Below are 20,487 nucleotides of genomic sequence, written 5' to 3' on the forward strand. Positions count from 1 at the left end.
GCTCAGCCGGCGCGATAGTAGTCCGCTTCGCCGACGATCGTGTTCACCAGCCGGCCGACCCGTTCGATTTCGGTCACCACTTCGTCGCCGGGCTGGGTGTCCGCGAGCCCTTGCGGCGTGCCGGTGAGAATCAGGTCGCCCGGCGACAGCGTCATGAAGCCGCTGATGTGCTCGATCAGCGCCGGCACGTCGAAGATCATGTCGCGCGTGCTGCCGCGCTGCGTCTCCACGCCGTTGACCGTCGTGCGCAGCGTGAGGTCGCCGGCATCGCCGATCTCGTCGCGGCTCACGAGCCACGGCCCGAGCGGCGTGCAGGTGTCGCGGTTCTTCACGCGCAGGTTCGGGCGGTAATAGTTTTCGAGGTAGTCGCGGATCGCGTAGTCGTTCGCCACCGTGTAGCCGGCGACGCAGTCGATGGCCTGCGCGCGGCTCACGCGGCGCGCGGGCCGGCCGATCACGACGGCCAGCTCGCACTCGTAGTGCATGTGCGTCGCGTCCGTCGGGCGCACCGTGTGCGCGCGATGGCCGATGAACGTGTTCGGTCCTTTCAGGAAGATCAGCGGCTCGCTCGGCGCGTCGAACACGAGTTCCTTCGCGTGGTCCGCATAATTGAGCCCGAGTGCGAAGGTCGTGCGCGGCACGACGGGCGGCAGCCACGTCACGGCTGCTTCGGCGAGCACGCGGCCGGTATCGAGCCGGATCGCGCCGTCGTCGGCCGGCTCGGCCGCATGCACGGCGCCGTTGTAGATCACGCGTGCGGTCTTCATTGCGCAGGCTCCGCGATCAGCGTATGCCGCAACGTGCCGAGGCCGGCCGCGGCGATCTCGATCGCGCTGCCCGCGCGCGCATGCGGCGCACCGCCCGCGACGCCGAGCAGCAGCACGTCGCCCGCGTCGAACGACATGAAGGCCGTCACGTCGGCGATCAGTTCGCGCACCGGGCGAATCAGCGTGGCGGTCGAGGCGGCGGCGGCCGTGGCACCGTCGATCTTCACGCTCAGCGCGATCGCGTCGGCATCGGCGAGCGCGTGCGCCGGCACGATCGCCGGGCCCAGCGGGCAAAAGCCGTCGCGGCACTTGAAGCGCACCGCGGGCCGGTAATAGTCGGGATGCGGAATCGACACGTCGCTCGCGAGCGTGAAGCCGTGCAGGTAATCGAACGCATGCTCGGCCGGCACGCGCGTCGCGCGCCGCGAGAACACGACGGCCACCGACGCGCCGATTTCCAGCGCCTCGACGCCGGCCGGCACGACGACCGCCGCGCCGTCGCATGCGTGCGTATTGGCCGGCTTGATGTATAGAACCGGCGCCTGCGGCGGCCGGCCATAGGGCGGCGCATGAACGGCGTCGCCGAGCGCGTCGAGCGCGCTGCGCTGGTTCAGCAGCGCGCCGTACACGGTGCCGATCGCGACCGGCAGCGGCGCCCCGGCGGTCCTGCAAGACAGCTCCATGCGTCGTTCCCCTGCCGCGCGTCGCGGCGCATCGTCGATAATTAATATCTTAAGTACGGCATGGACGGCCCACAACCTCGATTACCCTGATACGCGAAATTCATCTCCGGCCGCTGTTAAGATTGCCGCGTACCCGCCCACTCTCCACGCCGATGAACCGTACGCTAGACCATCGCAACCTGGCCATGCTGCTGCTCGAGGCACGCGAGACGCTGATGGGCATGTTCCGCCCGATTCTCAAGGAATTCGCGCTGACCGAACAGCAATGGCGGATCGTCCGCGTGCTCGACGGCGAACCGGCGCACGCGCTCGAGGCGGGACAGATCGCGCGGCGCTGCTGCATCCTGAGTCCGAGCCTGACCGGCGTGCTGGAGCGGATGGAGCGCGACGGCCTGATCACGCGCACGCGCGCGCAGGAGGATCAGCGCCGGCTGCTGGTGAGCCTGACGCCGCAAAGCAGGAAGCTGGTATCGGAAATCGGGCCGCGCATCGACGAGCAGTATCGTCTGCTCGAAGCACGGTTCGGCGCGGACGGCCTCGACGACATCTATCGCGCACTCGACCGGCTGATCGAACTCGGCAACGCGCCGTGACGCACGCCGGGCGGCGCGCCGCGGCCGATCCGCGACGGGCCGCTGGCGCGGCCCGAGCGAAGCGCGCGAACGGCGCGAACGATCAGTGCGGCGTGCCGCGCACCAGTTCGGTTACCGCGACACCGCGCGACGTGCGCATGCATTCCTCGACGTAATCGACGAACGGCAGCGGCTCGAAATCGATCTCGTCGCGCACGCGGCTGTTGTCGAACACGCGATCGACCGTCGCGAACTCCGCGCAGCGCTGCAACGCGCGGCCGATCACGCGCTCCAGCGCCGCATCGCGCCGCCCCAGCACGTCGCGCACCACCAGCGGCAACTCGGCCGGCGCACAGGCCGCGTAGCGCGGCGCGGCCGTCATGCCGGCCGCCTCGTCCATTGCGCGCACGATCTGCGCGACCTGCGGCGCCTCGTCACCGGCCGACACGTGGTACACGTCGTGCATCAGCGTCGGCTTCACGGCGAGCAGCATCGTCGCGCGCGCGACGTCGTCGACCGACACGATGTCGATGCGCGTCATCGGCCGCGCCGTGAAGCGGCGCGCCGCATGCGCGACGCGGAAGGTCCAGAACGAATTCGGCGCGGGCCGCGTGCCCAGCACCGTATGGCCGACGACGTGCGACGGCCGCACGACCACCAGCGGCAACCCGAGCCCGCGCAGCCGCTGCTCGGTTTCCGCCTTCGCGCGCAGGTAGTCGGCGGCGAGCACCGCGCCGGGCAGCGCGTGGGCGGCCTGCGCGGCTTCGCCCGCGCTGCGCGACTCCTCATGCACGAGGCCGCCGCGGCCCGCATGCGCGTAGGCGGTGCCGATGTGGACGAAACGCTGCAGCTGCGGCGCATCCGCGAAGCGCGCGGCGAAGCCGACCGAATCGGCGAGGTCGGCCTGCAGATGCGCGCCGCCGGCCGGCGACGCATGGCCCGCACAATGGATCACGTGCGTCGCGCCGGCCAGACGCGGCGCGTCGGCGCGCTGCCACACGTCGCCGAGTGCGCCGAGCGCGACGTTCGCGTCGCTCAGACGCGACGCCCAGTACGGCGCGAGCCCCGCGCGCAGCGCGGCTTCGCGCAGCCGCGCGAGCGCGTGGCCGCGGTCGTCCGCGCGCACCACGCAGACGATGCGTTCGAGCAACCCGGCGTTGACGAGCGCCGTCAGCACGCTGCTGCCGATGAAGCCGGTCGCGCCGGTCAGCACCAGCCGTCCGACGTTGGCCGCCGCGACCGGTGCGCTGGCGGGCGAGACGAGGCTCGTGCGCCAGTTGAGCGATAGCGCGGTTTTCCAGATCAGCACGATAGTCTCCTTCGAAAAATCGGCGCGGCGCCGCGCGGCCCCGGTTCACGGAATGCGCCTCGCGCCCGGCCGGCCGGGACTGGCATGGGTCCCGGGGCTCCCGATCCCGTTGCGCTGCCGCAGGGATATGCGTCGAACGCGTCTCGGCGTGGAAGGCCGTGGGACGCCACGGAGGGGCGTCCGCGACAGAGGATCGGAAACCGGCAGTGTGGGGCCCGATCGTCCGGATGTCTGTCCTGAAAGTTTCGTGAAAGTGTGAGGATTTGTATGCGTATGTCGGGGTATGTCGTGACGGCGCCGGCGCGACACTTCGACGCCGGTCGATCCGAGTCGTCGCATGTCCGGAGCCACTCGATTTGCCGCCGCGACGCACGGATCGCGCTACGGCGGGTCTTTGCCGGCGAGATTCGGATCTCGGCCGATCGTCAGACGTCGTTTCATGGCGTATACGAATGCACGCAATTCGATTTATTGAGGATTATCACTTGCGTTTCACCACAGTCTATCTAGACTGGTCAAACCAAAACGGTCGAACGTGTGATTTTCTTCAGGAGAGGATCCAATGCGCCTCACTATTCGTATTAATGGCAGCGACTCGGCAACCCGCCACGCTTACGCAGTGCTGTGGGTGGACACGGAGGAAGGGCTGTGGTCGCGCGAGGCACACCAGGGGATCGATCTTCCGAGCTGGGGCAAGGTCCGCAACGTCGAAGGCGCGATGGCACTGTGCGCGGCGGACAGCGGCAACGCCGTATGTCAGCTGAAGGGCCTGTCGTTCAGCGCGATGCAGCGCGATCATGGCCCTGCGGTGCTCGCCGGCGAGCATCCCGACGGAGCCTGGCGGCTGCAGGCGGTCGATCGTTCCACCGCGGAGCCGGAATACGAGGAATTTATTTCCGTCGCGCGTTAGTTTTTTTGACGGCAATCGTCTGCGGTTTTAGGGATATTCCCATTTCGCGATACGCGATATTAATTTCGATATTCATCAATAAGGCGCCTCTCGACGAGGCGCTTTTTCTTTTGGCGCGAGAAAACTAATCGGGGACGGGTAAATCCGCCCAGCTCGGCAATAACGGCCGGCGCACGTGTCGCGGGTTCGCGGGTCGCGGCTCGCGCGCGGCCACGGAGCGCGTCCATTCTTTTCCGTCGTCCTCGTTGCTTGTGCTGCGCGGCCAGCAGCGGCCGGCCTGCGGCCCACACTTTCCCCACACGATTCTTACTCATTTATTACAATCACATTATTCAGACTGACCTGCCGCCGCCCGGCGGCCCGACCCGGCCCTTGCATGAGCGCAAAGAAGAAAACCCACCCCGCCGACCCGTATTCCGCCGCGACCAAGCATCCCATGCTGGCGTCGCGCTTGCCGATGTGGCGCTCGAAGTTCGTCGTGATCATGGTGTCCGCCGGCTTCGCCGCGCTGATCGGACGCGCGTTCTGGGTGCAGGTCGCGAATCAGGACTTCTACGTCGGCGAAGGCCAGAAACGCTACCAGCGCACGATCGAGCTCGATGCGATGCGCGGGCGCATCGTCGATCGCAACGGCGCGATGCTCGCCGTCAGCCTGTCGACCTACGAGATCTGGGCGAACCCGAAGCAGGTCGCCGAAATCGACTATCCGCAGATCGCGAAGCTGCTCGACATGCCGCTCGCCGAGGTGAAGCGCCGGCTGCGCAACGATCGTACGTTCGTGCTGCTGAAGCGGCAGGTCGACGCCGACACCGCGAGCCGGCTCGACAAGCTGGCGCTCGACGGCATCACGCAGATCGCCGATTCGAAGCGCTTCTATCCGGAAGGCGAATCGGCCGCGCACGTGGTCGGCTTCACGAACGTCGAGGACAAGGGCCAGGAAGGCGTCGAGCTCGCGGCCAACGCGCGGCTGTCGGGCACGTCGGGCCAGCGCGAGGTGATCCGCGACCGGCTCGGCCGCATCGTCTCCGACACGCGCCCGCTGGTGCCCGCGCAGCACGGCGCGACGATCGAGCTGACGATCGACCGGCGGATTCAGCAGCTCGCCTTCAGCCAGCTCAAGGCGGCGGTGATCGAGAACAACGCGGTGGCCGGCAGCGTCGTCGTGCTGGACGCGCAGAACGGCGAGATCCTCGCGCTCGCGAACTACCCGACCTTCGATCCGAACGACCGTGCGCGGCTGACCGGTCAGCAATTGCGCAACCGCGCGGTGATCGACACGTTCGAGCCGGGCTCGACGATCAAGCCGCTGGTCGTCGCGCTGTCGATCGACGAACGCAAGGTCACGCCGAACACGATCGTCAACACGTCGCCGGGCACCTACAGGATCGGCCCGGCCGTGATCCACGACACGTCGAACCACGGCTCGCTGACGGTCGCGCAGGCGCTGCAGAAGTCGAGCAACGTCGCGCTCGCGAAGCTCGCGCTGAATCTGCCCGCCGAGACGATCTGGAACAAGTACCAGGAGTACGGGATCGGCCGTGCACCCGAGTTGACGTTCCCCGGCGTCGCGTCGGGCCGCCTGCGCGGCTACAAGCGCTGGCGGCCGATCGAGCAGGCGACGATGGCCTACGGCTACGGGCTGTCGATGTCGCTGCTGCAGATCGCGCAGACGTACACCGCGTATGCGGGCGACGGGACGCTGCATCCGGTGTCGCTACTGAAGAACGGCACCGACCCGCACACGGCCGATGCGCATCGCGGCCATCGCGTGACGTCGCCGCAAACCGCGGCAGCCATCCGCTCGATGCTCGAGCTGGCCGTCAGCGAGGGCGGCACGGGGCGCCGCGCGCGCGTCGACGGCTACCGGATCGGCGGCAAGACCGGAACCGCGCGCAAGCAGGTGGGCACGGGCTATGCGAAGGGGAAATATCGCGCGTTGTTCGCGGGGATGGCGCCGATGAGCAACCCGCGCCTGATCGTCGCGGTGATGATCGACGAGCCGCGCGGCAAGGGCTATTACGGCGGCACGGTGGCCGGCCCGGTGTTCTCGTCGATCACGAGCGGCTCGCTGCAGTTGCTCGGCGTGCCGCCGGATGCGCCGTTCGAGACGGCGCCCGATGCACCCACGGCGCGGCAAAAGACGGCCGCGGCAGCCGACTCGGCCGCGCCGCCGAAGACGTCAACCGCGCGGAAAGCGACGGCGCCGGTGACGGCGGACGCCGGACCGCGCGCGACGGCACGGACCGACGCCGCGGCGGGCTGAAGCCGGCTGGCGCGGCGGCGAGAGCGTGCCAGCGCGACGCTCCGCGTCGAACGCGTTGCGCTCGGGCTTCGGATGCTGGCCGCATTGCCGACGCCGCGCCCGCAGACGGCCCGCGTCCCGCGCCGCACGATCCTGTGCCATGTGCTGCCGCCCGGCCGCACGCCCTTCGCCCTTCGCCCTTCGCCCTTCGCCCTTCGCCCTTCGCCCTTCGCCCTTCGCCCTTCGCCCTTCGCCCTTCGCCCTTCGCCCTTCGCCCTTCGCCGCTCGCCCTTCGCCGCTCGCCGTTCGCCGTTCGCCACGATCCGCGATCCGCGATCCGCGATCCACGATCCACGAGCTACGAGCTACGAGCTACGAGCTACGAGCAGCGAGCTACGAACGGCGAGCCACGAGCAGCAAGACACACGCCGCCCCACGCCACGCCCCTCAATGCGCAACCGCCGCAGGCCTGGCCATTCTGCCGAGCACGTGTTCGGTCATCGCGCGCGCGAGTTCGCTCTCGCTCATGAACACCGTGCCGACGCCCTCGCTCGACAGCAGGCCGGCCTCGTCGCTGCTGTTCGTGCACAACACGACCTCGAGCGCCGGATTCAGCGTGCGCGAAATCTCGACGATCTGCCGCACGTCGAACACGTCGGGCAGCGTGACGACCAGCATCCCCGCGCGCGCGATGTGCGCCTGCACGAGCACCACCGGCTCGATCGCGTCGCCCGACACGGCCGCGACGCCGTCCGCGCGCAGTTTCTCGACGAGCTCGCGGTTCTGCTCGACCACCACATACGCGATCCCGCGCTCGTCCAGCGCATGCGCGATGCGCGTACCGACCTTGCCGTAGCCGACGATCACGACCTGCCCGGTCAGGTGCGTCTGCGGCGTCGACATCGGCAGCGCGGCGAGCGGATCGTCGCGCGCCTCGAGCCTGCGCGCGAACGCGGAATGCTTGCGAATCCATGCGAGCGCCGGATCGATCATCGCGAACAGCAGCGTGTTCATCGCGATCGAGATCAGCGCGACCGCGAGTATCAGGCTCTGCCCCTCGGCCGACAGCAAGCCGAGCGCACGGCCGAGACCCGCGAGGATGAACGAGAACTCGCCGATCTGCGCGAGCCCCGCGCCGACCGTGAGCGCGGTGTTCAGCGGATACCGGAACGCGATCACCAGCGCGACGGCCGCCAGCGTCTTGCCGATCAGCACGATCGCCGCGACCTCGATCACGTGCAGCGGCTGTTCGATCAGCACCTTCGGGTCGAACAGCATCCCGACCGAAATGAAGAACAGCACCGAAAACGCGTCGCGCAGCGGCAGCGTCTCGTCGGCCGCGCGCCGGCTGAATTCCGATTCGCGCATCATCATGCCGGCGAAGAACGCGCCGAGCGCGAACGAGACGTCGAACAGCTTCGCGGCGCCGAACGCGATGCCGACCGCCGCGGCGATCATGCACAGCGTGAACAGCTCGCGCGACCCGGTGCGCGCGACGAGCCACAGGATGCGCGGGAACACGCGCTTGCCGACCACGAGCATCAGCGCGATGAACGCCGCCACCTTCAGCATCGTGACGCCGAGCGTGCTCCAGACGCCGCCGCCCGCCGCCTGCGCATCGCCGGGCGGCGTGCCGCCGAGCAGGCCCGCGACCGGCGGCAGCAGCACGAGCACCAGCACCATCACGAGATCCTCGACGACGAGCCAGCCGACCGCGATGCGCCCGTTGACCGTCTCGACGAGCCCGCGCCCTTCCAGCGCACGCAGCAGCACGACCGTACTCGCCACCGACAGCGCGAGGCCGAACACCAGCGCCGCGCCGACGCTCCAGCCCCACGCGAGCGCGAGCGCGCCGCCGAGCAGCGTCGCGACGGTGATCTGCACGACCGCGCCGGGCAGCGCGATCTTGCGCACCGCGAGCAGGTCGCGCAGCGAAAAGTGCAGACCGACGCCGAACATCAGCAGCATCACGCCGACTTCGGCGAGCTGCTGCGCGAGCGACAGATCGCCGACGAACCCCGGCGTGCCGGGGCCGATGACGATGCCGGCGAGCAGATAGCCGACCAGCGGCGGCATCCTGAGCAGCGACGCGAGATAACCGAAGACCATCGCGAGCCCGAAACCGGCCGCGAGCAGTGCAATCAGGCTGACGTCATGTGGCATCCCCTCTCCCAAGGTCTTGTAACTATTTAGTAAGGCTCAAAAACCAAAGGATACGGGATGGGACAAGGAAATGGCGCGCCGCCGCGAAAAATTCGCGGCCTGGCGCGCCATGGCGGCGTGGCAGCACGGTGCTGCGCACGGCGGCGGCCGGCCCGTCGCCGCAGCCGCACGCCGACGCACGCCGGCGAATACCGGCGCGCAACCGCCGCGCCCGTCAGCGCGACGCCTGCGGGAAGCGTGCGCCGGGGGGCGGCTCCGGTCGCGTCGACGGCACGCGCTTGCGCAGCTTCGCGACCTGCTCGGCCGTGATCGGCGTGCCGGAATTGCCCCAACTGGTGCGAACGAAGTTGGACACGTCCGCGACTTCCTGGTCCGACAGGCGCCAGCCGAACGGCGGCATCGTGAACGTCGACGGCGCGGTATGCGTGCCTTGCAGCGCGCTGCCCTCGAGCACCACGTGAATCAGCGACGTCGGATCGTCGCCCTGCACCACCGGGTTGCCGGCCAGCGCCGGGAATACGCGCGTGTAGCCGTGGCCGTCGCTGCGGTGGCATGCCATGCAGTTGTCGCGATAGACGGCCGCACCGGGCTTGCTCGCATCGCCGGCCCGCAGCGCGGTGGCGGCCGCCGCGTCGTACACGTGCGGCTGCTCGCCCTGCACGCGCGGCGGCAACGTCTTCAGATAGCGCGCGATCGCGGTCAGGTCGTCGTCGCTCAGGTGCTGCATGCTGTGGCCGACCACGTCCGTCATCCCGCCGAACGCCGCGGTGCGGAGCGTGCGGCCGGTCTTCAGGAACCGCACGATCTCGGTCTCGCTCCACGTGCCGAGCCCGGTGCGCGGCTCGCCGCGCAGGCTCGTCGGCACCCAGCCGTCGATCGCCGCGCCGCCGGCCAGGAAATCCAGACCGCCGGCGTCGGTCAGCGCGCGCTCCTGCATCGTCGCCGCGCGCGGCGTATGGCAGGCGCCGCAATGGCCCAGGCCCTGCACGAGATACGCGCCGCGCGCGACGACCGGATCGGCGTACTGCGCCGCATCGAACGGCTTCGGCGCCGGCGCGAACATCTTGCGCCAGAACCCCAGCGGCCAGCGCATCGACAGCGGCCACACGATGTCGACCGCGCGGTTCTGCTGCTCGACCGGCGCGACGCCGTGCATGAAGTACGCGTACAGCGCCTTCACGTCGTCGTCGGACAGGCGCGAGTACGACGGATACGGCATCGCCGGGTACATCGTGTCGCCGTTCTTGCGCACGCCCTCGCGCACTGCCCGCGCGAAGTCGTCGAGCGTCCAGCCGCCGACGCCCGTGTTCCGGTCGGGCGTGATGTTGGTCGAATAGATCGCGCCGATCGGCGTGTCGAATTTCAGCCCGCCTGCGAACGGCTTGCCGCCGCTCGCGGTGTGGCACGCGACGCAGTCGCCGGCGCGCGCGAGGTACGCGCCGCGCTTGACGAGGTCGTCGTCCGCCGATTGCGCGGCGCGGGTTGCGGTGGGCGCTGGCGCGACCGATTGAGAGGCAGGTTGCGCGACAGCCGGCGCACCCGCGACGCCGATCGCCGCCCATGCAGCGCCGAGCAACGCGGCGCGCCGCAGCGGAAACACGCGGCGCGCCGCGTTGCGAGGGTTCATCGTGCGGTTCATGCGGTCACCAGCGGGGCGGGATTTTTCAGGTACTGCTCGCGGATCGCACGCGCCGACCAGTAGGCCAGCGCGGCGACGATCCCGGTCGGGTTGTAGCCGATGCCTTGCGGCAGCGCCGACGCGCCCATCACGAACACGTTGTGCACGTCCCAGCACTGCAGGTAGCGGTTCAGCACGCTCGTCTTCGGATCGGTGCCCATGATCGCGCCGCCGACCAGATGGGTGGTCTGGTACGCGCGCGTATCGAAGTGCTTGCCGAATTCGCGCGTCGACACGCCGATCGCCTTCGGCCCCATGGCTTCCGCGATTTTCTTCATCTGCCCGGTCACGTACTGCGCCATCCTGATGTCGTTGTCCTTCCAGTCGAAGGTCATGCGCAGCAGCGGCTGGCCATACGAGTCGCGATAGGTCGGATCGAGGTCCAGGTAGACGTCGCGGTACGACATGTTGGTGCCGTGCGCATCCATCGAGATCGTGTGCGCGTAGCTGTCCTTCACGGCCTTCTTCCACGCCGAGCCCCACTGCGGCGTGCCGGGCGGCGTCGCGATGCCGCTGACCGGCTTCACGCCCGCCTGGTTCACCCACAGCGGCGAGCCGCCGACGAAGCCGAGCGGCCCGTGGTCGAAGTTGTCCGCATTGAAGTCGTCCACCGCGACGCCGTTGCCGCCCGCGCCGACGAACGGATTCGTGTACGTATCCTTGTCGAAGTACGCCTTGATGGTCGACAGGTTCTGGTACGCGAAATTGCGGCCGACGACGCCCTCGCCCGAGATCGGATCGTACGGCTTGCCGATGCCCGACAGCAGCAGCAGATGCACGTTGTGATACTGGAACGCCGCGACGATCACGAGATCCGCCGGCTGGTGAATCTCGCGGCCGGCCGGATCGACGTAGGTGACGCCGGTCGCGCGTTTTTTCGTGTCGTCGAGATCCACGCGCAGCACGTGGCACTTCGAGCGCAGCTCGAAGTTCGGCGTCTGCCGCAGCGCGGGCAGGATGTTCAGGTTCGGCGACGCCTTCGAGTACATGTAGCACGCGTAGCCGCTGCAATAGCCGCAGAAGTTGCACGGCCCCATCTGCACGCCGTACGGGTTCGTGTACGGCCCCGACGTGTTGGCCGACGGCAACCGGTACGGATGCAGCCCGAGCGACTTCGCGGCATCGAAGAAGCGCTGTGCCGAATAGGTATTGAGCTGCGCGGGCAGCGGAAAGTGGTCGCTGCGGTTCGCCTCGAACACATTGCCGTCGCCGACCACCTTGCCGCCGACCTGGTACGCCTGCCCCGACGTGCCGAACACCTTCTCCGCAAAATCGAAGTACGGTTCGAGCTCGTCGTAGCTGACGCCCGTGTCCTGGATCGTCATCCCGTCCGGGATGAACTTCTTGCCGTAGCGTTCTTCGTAGTGGCTGCGCAGCCGCAGTTCTTCGGGCGTGATCCGGAAGTGCACGCCCGACCAGTGCAGCCCCGCGCCGCCCACGCCCTCGCCCGGCAGGAACGCCGCCAGCTGCCGGTACGGCAGCGCGGTGTCCTGCACGCCGTGCCGGATCGACACGGTCGTCTTCGACAGGTCGAGGAACAGCTTCTTGCGCACGTTGTAGGTCAGTTCGTCGATCGTGTTCGGGTACGCGCCGTCCGGATAGGTGTCGCGATACTCGCCGCGCTCCAGCGCGACCACGTTCAGCCCCGCTTCGGTCAGTTCCTTCGCGAGGATCGCGCCGGTCCAGCCGAAGCCGACGATCACCGCATCGACGTGCGGCTTGTTTTCTCCGGCCATCAGGTGCGCTCCCCGTTGATCGAAACCGGGCCGTACGGATACGGCTTGCCGTTCTGGTTGACGAAGTCCATGAAGTCGGCGCGCGCGCCCGGAAAACCGATCATCTTCCACGCGGCCATGTCGCGATTGCCGCCGTGCACCGGATCGCAGAAATACCCTTCGCGCGTGTTCTGCAGCAACTGGCCGAAGAACACCGCGGACGGCACGTCGTCGATCGGCGTCGCGCCCTTCTCGAGCGCGCCGAGCACGCTATCGCGCGTGGGCGCGTCGAGATCGGCGAAGGCCTTGCCGTGCGCCTTCTCGCAATAGCGGTTGACGGCCGCGATGCCGAGCCGGTAGATGTCGCGCGGCACCAGCTTCAGCTGGTAGCCGAGCTCGGGCACGCCCTGCTGGAACGGCCCCTGCATGTACCAGGTCGCGCCGTGCGCATACGGCGTTTCCATCTGCCGGTCGATGAACTCCGGCACGCCGGTCTCCAGCGCGCCAGGGCCTTCCGCATCGGCCGGAATCAGACGGTCGACGGCGGCCTGGACGAACGCCCATTCCTTCGCGTCGAAGAAGGTCGGCTTGTACGGCGTGCGTTCGGCGCTCGCGGATGCGGCGGAGGCCGCGCCGGACGGGCTGCCGGACGATGGCGGCGAGCGCAGATCGCAGCCTGCGACCGAGGCGATCGGCACGAGGGCGACCGACGTGCGCAGGAAGCGGCGCCGCGAGTTGGATTTGTCGGTGGGCGTGGACATGGTCGGGATGTTGATCGTTGGGGGCGAGATCCGGGAAGGCGCGTTCCGCATGCGGCATGCCCGGCACGGCAGCCATGCCGCGTGCGGCCGGCCGTCCTGGATTGGCAACACTGCGAACCTCGGCGCGTCCGGCATCGGCCGGACGCCGCACGCGGTGCGTCAATGCCCGCGCGCGGCGTGCCGGCTGCGGCCCGCCGCGCATGGTCGGCCTCTTCGCGGGCCTATCGTCGGGCAAACGCACGGCTATTGCCGTCATCCGCCCTCATCGCCCTTCCCCCGAATTACCTCGAACGCCGCGCCCGCCACCGGCAAGCGCGACGCGCACGGCCCTCGTCAGGGACAAGCGACGTGCTGCGCATTATAAATGGAACCGGTTCCATTGCAAAATGAGTTCGAGGCATGCCATTGCATCGCGAAGCGCAACAGTTGAAAAATGGCGCGGCGCGGCGCGGCGCGGCGCGGCGCGATCGCCGGCCGCCGCAGCGCGAGACGGCGGGCGGCAGGCAGGAGCGCGCCAGCCGGATGGCTCCGGTCGACCCGGCGCGCGCGCCGCTCACCTCGCCCAGTACATCGACGCGAAAGCCAGCGCCAGCGCCACGCAAAGCGGCGAATAACACAGCGTGTCCATGCGCGCGAAGCGCGACCCGCGGACACGCTTGAAGAAGCCGACGTATCGGAAATCGCCGACCGCCCGCACCGCGAAAATGAGTGCGAACGCAACGATCGCGAACGCGGTCGCGCCGGGCAGAACCTTCGGCCCCAACCAGCCCGCGCGCGACGCGACCGCGGCGGCGCCGCACAGCAGCGCCGCCGCGACTGCGAGCGTGCCGCGCCGGGTCGGACGCAACAGCGGGACACCGTCCTGCTCCGGAATGGCCGCGCGCTTGCCGCGCTGTCCACCGAGCGCCCAGTAGACGTGAACGAGTGCGATCGCACAAAGCGTCGGCACGCTGAAGTACGCGCCGGTCATGTCGGTAGGGTCCCCTGTCTCATCTGGTCGTCGTGTGGTCGTGTATCGGTCGGGCATGGACCTGCCCGCACGCGCGCGCCTGCGCGTGCCCCCGAGACGATACCGAAATCGCGCGCGGCCTGCAGTGTGGCGTCCGGTCGCAATCGGACACGCGGACACGCGCATGCTGCGATGCGGTGCGCATCCGCGCGCGCGGGGCCGGCACTTGACTTCCCACCGGCCACCACTACCCTTTGATTGCAATTGCGCAATCGCGCCGGTGCATGCGCAACCGCCGCGCGTCCGGCACGACCGCGATGACGAAAGATCATGGAGACGACTCATGCTGATCGGCGTGCCGAAGGAAATCAAGAACCATGAATATCGCGTCGGCCTCACTCCGGCCGGCGCACGCGAGCTGGTGCGCCACGGCCATCGCGTGCTCGTGCAGCGCGGCGCGGGCACGGCGATCGGCCTGCTCGACGACGACTACGCAGCCGCCGGCGCCGCGCTCTGCGACGACGCGCGCGACGTCTTCGCGCGCGCCGACCTGATCATCAAGGTGAAGGAGCCGCAACCGGCGGAATGCGCGATGCTGCGCCGCGGGCAGATGCTGTACACGTACCTGCACCTCGCCCCCGATCCCGAACAGGCGGCCGCGCTCGTGAAGTCGGGCGCGGTCTGCATCGCGTACGAAACCGTGACCGGCGTCGGCGGCGGACTGCCGCTGCTCGCGCCGATGAGCGAGGTCGCGGGGCGCATGTCGATGCAGGTCGCGGCCGCCTGCCTGGAGAGCCCGCGTGGCGGCCGCGGCGTGCTGATGGCCGGTGTGCCGGGCGTGCCGGCCGCGCACGTGGTCGTGCTCGGCGCGGGCGTCGTGGGCACCGGCGCATTGCAGATGGCGGTCGGCATGGGCGCCCGCGTCACCGTCCTCGACACCAACGTCGCGCGGCTGCGCCAGCTCGATCTCGTGTTCGCGAACCGGATCTCGACCGTCTGCTCGAACACGCACACCGTCGAAGAAGCCGTGCGCGACGCCGACGTGGTGATCGGCGCGGTGCTCGTGCCGGGCGCGTCGGCGCCGCGGCTCGTCACGCGCGACATGATCGCGACGATGCGCACGGGCGCCGTCGTCGTCGACGTCGCGATCGATCAGGGCGGCTGTTTCGAGACGTCACATGCGACGACGCATGCGCAGCCGACCTTCGTGGTCGACGGCGTCGTGCATTACTGCGTCGCGAACATGCCGGGAGCGGTCGCGCGCACGTCGACGTTCGCGTTGAACAACGCGACGCTCGGCCATGCGCTCGCGCTCGCCGACAAGGGCTGGAAACGCGCGATGACCGACGACCCGCATCTGCGCGCGGGCCTGAACGTATGCGACGGACACATCACCTACGAGGCCGTCGCGTTCGCGCTCGGGCTGCCGTACGTCCCTGCTGAAGACATGCTGGGTTGATCGCGGAATCGGGCGACGCAACCGGGTGCCGGCGGTCGCCCTCTTCGCCGCCATCGGCCGCCGACGTCACAGCGATGCGCGCGGTGTCGTCGCGTAACGGCGCTCGTATACGGACTGGCAATGCGTGCAACGCTCGGCCGTCGGCCGCGCGAGCAGACGTTCATAGCCGACCGCGGCGTCGCAATCGACGCATTCGCCGTAGCTGCCGTCGCGCATGCGCTGCTGCGCGCGGTCGATCGCACGCAGCTCGGCCAGCTTCATCCCGATCAGTGCGTGATCCACGTCGACGAACAGATCGGCGTTGGCCTCGTCTCCTTCGTCCGGCGCGGCGCCGGCGAGGTCCGCATAGGAGGTCGACGCGCGCTGATCCTCGCTCGTCCGAATCTCCGCGCGCAACGCCTGTTCGCTTTCCGTCAGCCGCTGCTGCAACGTCTGCCGTTGTTGGGGGTCGAGCGCCATCGCCGTGTCTCCTGTTCCGGGTTCCGCGCGACGCTGCACGTCGCGCGGCGGTCGCCGGTCACGGCGGGCCGGATTGCCCCGTATGCCGCGCCCGGAGGTGCGCCCGGGCGCTCGAAGCGCCGGACGTTCGACGCAGCATAAACCCATTGAACGCGGACGTGTTGACCTGCATCTGCAACCGCGCGCGTTGCACGGAAACCGGGGCCGGAGGCGACGGGCCGATGCGCGCCATTCGTATGACGCTCCCGCCGTTGAGGTCAATCAATTCCCTGCAGAAACTTGCGACATAGATTGACAGCATGTGCGGTATATCCGCGGCTCTGCGGGAGAACGTCATGCTGTTCGGCGTCGTGGTCTGGGTGGCACTCGCGGTCTTCGTCCCGACCGTGGTCGTGCCGACGGTGCAGCACGCGGTGCAGCCATCGGGCCCGCAAGCCGCGCCCGACGCGCGCCCCGCAGGCGCGCCCGCCGTGCTGCCGGCGAGCGGGCGGTCGAACGAGGACGGCTGACGCGAACGCGTCGGCTCGTTACGCCGACGCTCGGCGGTTCGCGACGCAACGCAACACGTCACGTCGCGTCGATCATTCGGATGGCTATCGGTCTCGGCGAATTCCCAGCGCACCGTGTGATCCACCCACGAGCGCACCGCACCGCAGCTGCATCACGTCACCGCATCCGCCCGCAGGATCTCGAGCAAAGCCCGCGCCGAGCGCTGCCAGCTGTATCGCTGCGCGTGTTCGCGACCCAGTACGCGTAGTCGATCCCGCAGTTCGGCATCGTCCATCACGCACGCGATCGCCGCCGCGATATCGGGCGGCGAATACGCGTCGCAGAACAGCGCCGCGCCGCCGCACACCTCCGGCAGCGATCCCTCGTGTGACGCGATGACCGGGCAACCGCATCGCATCGCCTCGAGCGGCGGCAAACCGAAGCCTTCATACAGCGACGGAAACACGAACGCGCCGGCGTTCGCATACAGCGCCTTCAGTTCCCCGTCTGTCACGTAGCCGGCCCATGTGACACAAGGGTCGTCTTCGCGCAGGCCGGCCTCTCGCACGCCGAATATCTTCGCGTTGGCGCCGCCCGCGATCACGAAGCGCAACGTCGGGTGCGACTCGCGCATCAGCGCGATCGCGGCAAGCGCGCGCACGAGATTCTTGCCAGGCGCGAGCGAGCCGACGAACAGCACATAGCGGTCGGGTTCGAGGTTCAATCGCGACAGCACGCCGGGGTCGGCGTCGATCCGGTCGATATGATCGACCGCATTCGGCACGACCGACACGCGCGCCGGCGATATGCGCAACCTTGCGGCCAGCCGCGCGCGCGAGAAATGCGACACCGTCACGAGGTGGCGCGCGCGTCGCTTGATCATCCAGAACGCGAAGCGGTACCACAGCCGGAACGCGAGCGAATAGCCGTCGGGCAGGTCGAAAATCGCCGCGTCGTGAATCATGACCAGCTGATCGCGCTTGAACAGCGGGCCGATGTTGCACAGGCTCAGCAAGGTCCGGCCGCGCGTCGTGCGCGGCAGCGCCCACTGTTCCCACAGCGTGCCGCGCAGGTGCGTCGACGGCTGCGCGCGTGCGCCGGCCGGCAACGCGGCCGGGTCGTGATCGGGCGGCACGATCAGCGACGGCGCATCGTCGGCGATCCGCGCAAGCTCGCAGGTCAGCTCGTACGCGGTGCGCTGCACGCCCGTCATGCGCTGGGCCGTGAATTTTCCGTTGATGACGAGGCCGCGCGCGCGCGCGGCATGCGCTGCCGCACCGATGCCCCGCTCCGCGCGGGCGTCCTGCAGCACGGCCCCGTTGCGCTCCCGAATCGACGTTGACATGATCGTGACTGTTCCGATGGCGGCGGCGCACCAGCGCGCCGCCGGACATCCCGCCGGGCGGGATGCTGCTATACGGCCAGTGTGTGCGCCGCGCGCGCGCCGGTCGGTACGTTCGCTCTCACAACGCCGCGGTTCCGGGCGGATTTTCGAGGCGTCAGAATGCGTTGCGGCCGATGAAGCCGCGCACGATCGTCAGCACGATGATCTTCATGTCGAACGCGAAGCTCCAGTTCTGCATGTAGAAGAGATCGAACTTCACGCGCGCCTCCATCGCCTCGACCTTGCGCGTCTCGCCGCGATAGCCGTTCACCTGCGCCCATCCGGTGATGCCGGGCCGCACGCGATAGCGGTACATGTAGCAGTCGATCAGCTTCCGGTAGAAGTCGTCGTGCTCGACCGCGTGCGGACGCGGCCCGACGACCGACATCTGCCCGCACAGCACGTTGAAGAATTGCGGGAGCTCGTCGAGCGACGTGCGGCGCAGGAATGCGCCGACGCGCGTGATACGCGTGTCGTCGCGCGACGCCTGCCGGATGACGCCCGGCTGTACGCGGTGCACGCGCATGGTCCGAAACTTGAGGATGTCGAATTCGCGGCCGTCGACGCCCTTGCGGCGCTGCCTGAACAACACCGGCCCGGGCGACGACAGCTTGACGGCGAGCGCCAGCACCGACAGCAGCGGCAGCAACGGAATCAGCACGCCGAGCGCGAACAGCCGGTCGAACGCGAACTTGGCCCACAGCTCGGGCGCGGCGCGTGGCGTGGTTGCCAGATTGATCGCCGGCATGCCGAGCACGTCGGTCGCGGAGCGCTCGACCACGGCCATCTGCCGCACGTCGGGCAACAGCCGCAACTGCACGAATTCGTCGCGCAGCTCGCGCACGATGCGCTGGATCCGCCACTCATGCGACATCGGCAGCGTGAGCCACACCTCGTCGATCCGTGCGCCGCGGATCATGTCGCGCAAGGTATCCCAATCGCCGATCACCGGCACGCCGCCGATGCCTGCCGCATTGGCCGGCGCTTCGTCGTCGAAAACGCATGCGGCGACGAACGGCCCGCCTGGCGTCAGCTGCATCCGCTCGACCGCCACGCGCCCGTATGCGGTCGCACCGACGACGGCGACGCGGCGCCGGTGCACGTGCGAGTCGTCGCGCGTCAGCACGAACGCGAGCAGCATCGCGCGGCCGATCAGCACGGCGGCGTCGCCGGCGAGCACCGTGCGCACGATCCAGCGGGTGTTCACCGTTGCGCTGCGATTCATCAGCCACATCGTGCCGGCCACCGTGAGCGCGCTCGCGCACACCAGCGCCAGCGCCGTGCGCGTGAGCACGTGCGGGCCGTCCGGCACGGCCACCCCATTGCGCACGGTCCGCACGTAGCGCGGCAGCAACGCGACCGTCAGCACGCACAACAGCGCGATCGAGCCGTGCTGCGCATCGGACAGGTCGCGCCATCCGAGGCCGGCCGCCTGCTGCGCGGCAAGCGCCCCGGCCAGCACGAGCGCAACGTCGGCCGCCGCGATCGCGGCACGCCGCAACGCATTCGCTCCTCCGGACATCGACTGCATCGTCACGCACCGTGCGCCGGATAACGGCTCTGCAGTTCCGGCATGCGCGCGCGCAGCGGCGCGGGCGTTGCATTCGTGCGCGTGCCGAGCAGGCGCCGATAGTCGGCGCGAATCAGGTCGTAGCATTCGCACGCGTGATGTTCGAGACCATGGCGGTCGAGCACCGTGATACGGCCGCGGCGCTGCCGGATCAGCCCGGCTTCCTGCAGGTCGCCGGCCGCTTCGGTCACGCCTTCGCGCCGCACGCCGAGCATGTTCGCGATCGTCTGCTGCGTGACGGCCAGCTCGTCGCCGTCGATGCGGTCGTGCGCGAGCAGCAGCCAGCGGCTCAATTGCTCGCTGACCGAGTGATGCCGGTTGCACAGCGCGCTGCGCGAGATCTGCGCCATCGTGGCCTGGCTGTAGTTCAGCATCAGGCGATAGGTCGCCGCGGACCGTTCGAATTCCGCGCGCATCACGCAGGTCGGCACGCGATACGCCATGCCGGCGGCGCGCACTTCGACGCGGCTCGACACGGCCACGCCGCCGACGAGCGTCGCGAGACCGACCGCGCCTTCGCGGCCGACCACCGCCACCTCCACCATCGCACCGTCCTCCATCAGGTGCTGAACCGACATCATCGCCGTCGTCGGAAAGTGCAGATGACGCATCGGTTCGCCGACGCGATCGAGCATCCCGGCCTTGATCCTGACCAGTTCGAGGTGCGGTGCGATCGCATGAAGGGTGTCCTCCGGCAGCGCATCCAGAATGGCATTGGCGGAGTAACTCGAGTGAAGATGAAGCATGGCTGTATTCCTTTTATTGTCCGCGCCGCACGCAGCCGCGGCAGCGAAGCTCGTTATCGCGATGCGCATCGACGGCGACGCAGGTTGAGGCCCACAACCCTCGCTCCGATCGACCCTCGGCTTTCCACCGCCTCCGGAAATCGGCAATCCCGTTTCGACACGCCCGCTCGAATAAGCGATTTACGTGCCAATACCCGTCCATCCTTAATATATGAATGACGACCGCATTAGAACGACGGATTAATCGCGCTGAAACTTCAAAAAATGTCTCATTTCCGGACACCCCCACGCGTCGCGGACGCGGCAGGTGATTCGACTGATCAATAAGCGCCGCGCGCGGCCGGGTGGCCGACGCGCTTCCGCGACGGCTTGCCGGTCAAATACTTACGACGCGTTTTCATTTGATTCCATGATGTCCGGGCGACCCGCAGGCGGCCATCACGCGACTCGAAAGGTCGTTTGAAACTGTCTCAAAATTGATTCGATCGCTTGATTTACGGGCTTGTAACCTAGCGCACATACATATCGCAACACATTGATTCTATTGTTGAACTTCAAGTCAATATCTCAATTGTCAAACAATGTTCAACGCCTTTTATATTTTTTCCTGTAGCATGCGAAGCGACGCTCA

17 protein-coding genes are annotated in these 20,487 nt (G+C 68.4%); 5 read left to right on the forward strand and 12 right to left on the reverse strand.

What is annotated here, in order from left to right; genetic code table 11:
• Positions 1 to 2: 2 nt before the first annotated feature.
• Both MYA_RS21225 and MYA_RS21230 read right to left on the reverse strand, forming a co-directional pair.
• On the reverse strand, positions 3 to 767 hold the full coding sequence (locus MYA_RS21225) for a fumarylacetoacetate hydrolase family protein (protein WP_041494146.1): 765 nt from the start codon (positions 765 to 767) through the stop codon (positions 3 to 5).
• Positions 764 to 1,450 carry a fumarylacetoacetate hydrolase family protein gene (locus tag MYA_RS21230; protein ID WP_014724988.1) on the reverse strand — a complete coding sequence of 229 codons (687 nt, stop codon included), beginning with the start codon at positions 1,448 to 1,450 and terminating at the stop codon, positions 764 to 766. The genes MYA_RS21225 and MYA_RS21230 overlap by 4 nt, the downstream gene beginning before the upstream one ends.
• A gap of 152 nt (positions 1,451 to 1,602) precedes the next feature.
• Here MYA_RS21230 and hpaR point away from each other — a divergent pair, with 152 nt between their 5' ends.
• The gene (gene hpaR, locus MYA_RS21235; RefSeq protein ID WP_011882085.1) at positions 1,603 to 2,043 is read left to right on the forward strand and encodes a homoprotocatechuate degradation operon regulator HpaR; all 441 of its coding nucleotides are present in this window, start codon (positions 1,603 to 1,605) and stop codon (positions 2,041 to 2,043) included.
• Between the two features lie 82 nt (positions 2,044 to 2,125).
• On the opposite strand, the gene MYA_RS21240 is transcribed toward hpaR, so the two are convergent.
• A complete protein-coding gene (locus tag MYA_RS21240) occupies positions 2,126 to 3,331 on the reverse strand; it encodes an SDR family oxidoreductase (protein WP_014724990.1) in 1,206 nt (401 codons plus the stop codon).
• 562 nt (positions 3,332 to 3,893) lie between these two features.
• Here MYA_RS21240 and MYA_RS21245 point away from each other — a divergent pair.
• Both MYA_RS21245 and MYA_RS21250 read left to right on the forward strand, forming a co-directional pair.
• A complete protein-coding gene (locus MYA_RS21245) occupies positions 3,894 to 4,241 on the forward strand; it encodes a DUF3564 family protein (RefSeq protein WP_041494147.1) in 348 nt (115 codons plus the stop codon).
• Between the two features lie 376 nt (positions 4,242 to 4,617).
• Positions 4,618 to 6,504 carry a peptidoglycan D,D-transpeptidase FtsI family protein gene (locus tag MYA_RS21250; protein WP_014724992.1) on the forward strand — a complete coding sequence of 629 codons (1,887 nt, stop codon included), beginning with the start codon at positions 4,618 to 4,620 and terminating at the stop codon, positions 6,502 to 6,504.
• Positions 6,505 to 6,930: 426 nt separating this feature from the next.
• Here MYA_RS21250 and MYA_RS21255 read toward each other — a convergent pair whose 3' ends face one another.
• The 5 genes from MYA_RS21255 to MYA_RS21275 all read right to left on the reverse strand — a co-directional run bounded on the left by MYA_RS21255 (position 6,931) and on the right by MYA_RS21275 (position 13,770).
• Positions 6,931 to 8,646: a cation:proton antiporter domain-containing protein gene (locus MYA_RS21255; RefSeq protein ID WP_011882081.1), complete on the reverse strand. Its 1,716-nt coding sequence runs from the start codon at positions 8,644 to 8,646 to the stop codon at positions 6,931 to 6,933.
• Positions 8,647 to 8,860: 214 nt separating this feature from the next.
• Positions 8,861 to 10,285, reverse strand: coding sequence for a c-type cytochrome (locus tag MYA_RS21260; protein WP_014724994.1), 1,425 nt, complete (start codon positions 10,283 to 10,285; stop codon positions 8,861 to 8,863).
• Entirely contained in the window at positions 10,282 to 12,060 is a 1,779-nt protein-coding gene (locus MYA_RS21265) for a GMC family oxidoreductase (protein ID WP_014724995.1), read from the reverse strand. Before MYA_RS21265 ends, MYA_RS21260 begins: the two co-directional genes overlap by 4 nt.
• Positions 12,060 to 12,800, reverse strand: coding sequence for a gluconate 2-dehydrogenase subunit 3 family protein (locus MYA_RS21270; RefSeq protein ID WP_014724996.1), 741 nt, complete (start codon positions 12,798 to 12,800; stop codon positions 12,060 to 12,062). The genes MYA_RS21265 and MYA_RS21270 overlap by 1 nt, the downstream gene beginning before the upstream one ends.
• Before the next feature lie 553 nt (positions 12,801 to 13,353).
• Complete coding sequence (locus tag MYA_RS21275) at positions 13,354 to 13,770, reverse strand: DUF3995 domain-containing protein (protein ID WP_014724998.1); 417 nt, start codon at positions 13,768 to 13,770, stop codon at positions 13,354 to 13,356.
• Positions 13,771 to 14,092: 322 nt separating this feature from the next.
• On the opposite strand from MYA_RS21275, the gene ald reads away from it, so the two are divergent.
• Positions 14,093 to 15,208, forward strand: a complete 1,116-nt coding sequence (ald, locus tag MYA_RS21280) for an alanine dehydrogenase (RefSeq protein ID WP_011882076.1) — start codon at positions 14,093 to 14,095, stop codon at positions 15,206 to 15,208.
• A gap of 66 nt (positions 15,209 to 15,274) precedes the next feature.
• Here ald and MYA_RS21285 read toward each other — a convergent pair whose 3' ends face one another.
• The gene (locus tag MYA_RS21285) at positions 15,275 to 15,667 is read right to left on the reverse strand and encodes a TraR/DksA family transcriptional regulator (protein WP_011882075.1); all 393 of its coding nucleotides are present in this window, start codon (positions 15,665 to 15,667) and stop codon (positions 15,275 to 15,277) included.
• Between the two features lie 335 nt (positions 15,668 to 16,002).
• On the opposite strand from MYA_RS21285, the gene MYA_RS31975 reads away from it, so the two are divergent.
• Entirely contained in the window at positions 16,003 to 16,176 is a 174-nt protein-coding gene (locus MYA_RS31975) for a hypothetical protein (protein ID WP_014724999.1), read from the forward strand.
• A 152-nt stretch (positions 16,177 to 16,328) separates the two neighbouring features.
• Here the strand turns inward: MYA_RS31975 and MYA_RS21290 are convergent, their stop codons facing one another.
• From MYA_RS21290 to MYA_RS21300, 3 genes are all read right to left on the reverse strand, one after another.
• A complete protein-coding gene (locus MYA_RS21290; RefSeq protein ID WP_041494148.1) occupies positions 16,329 to 17,501 on the reverse strand; it encodes a glycosyltransferase family 4 protein in 1,173 nt (390 codons plus the stop codon).
• Positions 17,502 to 17,655: 154 nt separating this feature from the next.
• Positions 17,656 to 19,062: an undecaprenyl-phosphate glucose phosphotransferase gene (locus tag MYA_RS21295; protein ID WP_041494293.1), complete on the reverse strand. Its 1,407-nt coding sequence runs from the start codon at positions 19,060 to 19,062 to the stop codon at positions 17,656 to 17,658.
• Positions 19,063 to 19,073: 11 nt separating this feature from the next.
• Positions 19,074 to 19,856 (reverse strand): Crp/Fnr family transcriptional regulator, encoded by a 783-nt coding sequence (locus MYA_RS21300; protein ID WP_011882072.1) that lies wholly within the window; start codon positions 19,854 to 19,856, stop codon positions 19,074 to 19,076.
• Between the last annotated feature and the right edge of the window lie 631 nt (positions 19,857 to 20,487).

The sequence above is a fragment of the Burkholderia sp. KJ006 genome (genome assembly GCF_000262695.1).
Taxonomy (GTDB): Bacteria; Pseudomonadota; Gammaproteobacteria; order Burkholderiales; family Burkholderiaceae; genus Burkholderia; species Burkholderia vietnamiensis.

Coding starts and splice junctions, on each gene's coding strand:
- MYA_RS21225 (WP_041494146.1), bottom strand. CDS start 767: ATGAAGACCGCACGCGTGATCTACAACGGCGCCGTGCATGCGGCCGAG.
- MYA_RS21230 (WP_014724988.1), bottom strand. CDS start 1,450: ATGGAGCTGTCTTGCAGGACCGCCGGGGCGCCGCTGCCGGTCGCGATC.
- hpaR (WP_011882085.1), top strand. CDS start 1,603: ATGAACCGTACGCTAGACCATCGCAACCTGGCCATGCTGCTGCTCGAG.
- MYA_RS21245 (WP_041494147.1), top strand. CDS start 3,894: ATGCGCCTCACTATTCGTATTAATGGCAGCGACTCGGCAACCCGCCAC.
- MYA_RS21250 (WP_014724992.1), top strand. CDS start 4,618: ATGAGCGCAAAGAAGAAAACCCACCCCGCCGACCCGTATTCCGCCGCG.
- MYA_RS21255 (WP_011882081.1), bottom strand. CDS start 8,646: ATGCCACATGACGTCAGCCTGATTGCACTGCTCGCGGCCGGTTTCGGG.
- MYA_RS21260 (WP_014724994.1), bottom strand. CDS start 10,285: ATGAACCGCACGATGAACCCTCGCAACGCGGCGCGCCGCGTGTTTCCG.
- MYA_RS21265 (WP_014724995.1), bottom strand. CDS start 12,060: ATGGCCGGAGAAAACAAGCCGCACGTCGATGCGGTGATCGTCGGCTTC.
- MYA_RS21270 (WP_014724996.1), bottom strand. CDS start 12,800: ATGTCCACGCCCACCGACAAATCCAACTCGCGGCGCCGCTTCCTGCGC.
- MYA_RS21275 (WP_014724998.1), bottom strand. CDS start 13,770: ATGACCGGCGCGTACTTCAGCGTGCCGACGCTTTGTGCGATCGCACTC.
- ald (WP_011882076.1), top strand. CDS start 14,093: ATGCTGATCGGCGTGCCGAAGGAAATCAAGAACCATGAATATCGCGTC.
- MYA_RS21285 (WP_011882075.1), bottom strand. CDS start 15,667: ATGGCGCTCGACCCCCAACAACGGCAGACGTTGCAGCAGCGGCTGACG.
- MYA_RS31975 (WP_014724999.1), top strand. CDS start 16,003: ATGCTGTTCGGCGTCGTGGTCTGGGTGGCACTCGCGGTCTTCGTCCCG.
- MYA_RS21290 (WP_041494148.1), bottom strand. CDS start 17,501: ATGTCAACGTCGATTCGGGAGCGCAACGGGGCCGTGCTGCAGGACGCC.
- MYA_RS21295 (WP_041494293.1), bottom strand. CDS start 19,062: ATGTCCGGAGGAGCGAATGCGTTGCGGCGTGCCGCGATCGCGGCGGCC.
- MYA_RS21300 (WP_011882072.1), bottom strand. CDS start 19,856: ATGCTTCATCTTCACTCGAGTTACTCCGCCAATGCCATTCTGGATGCG.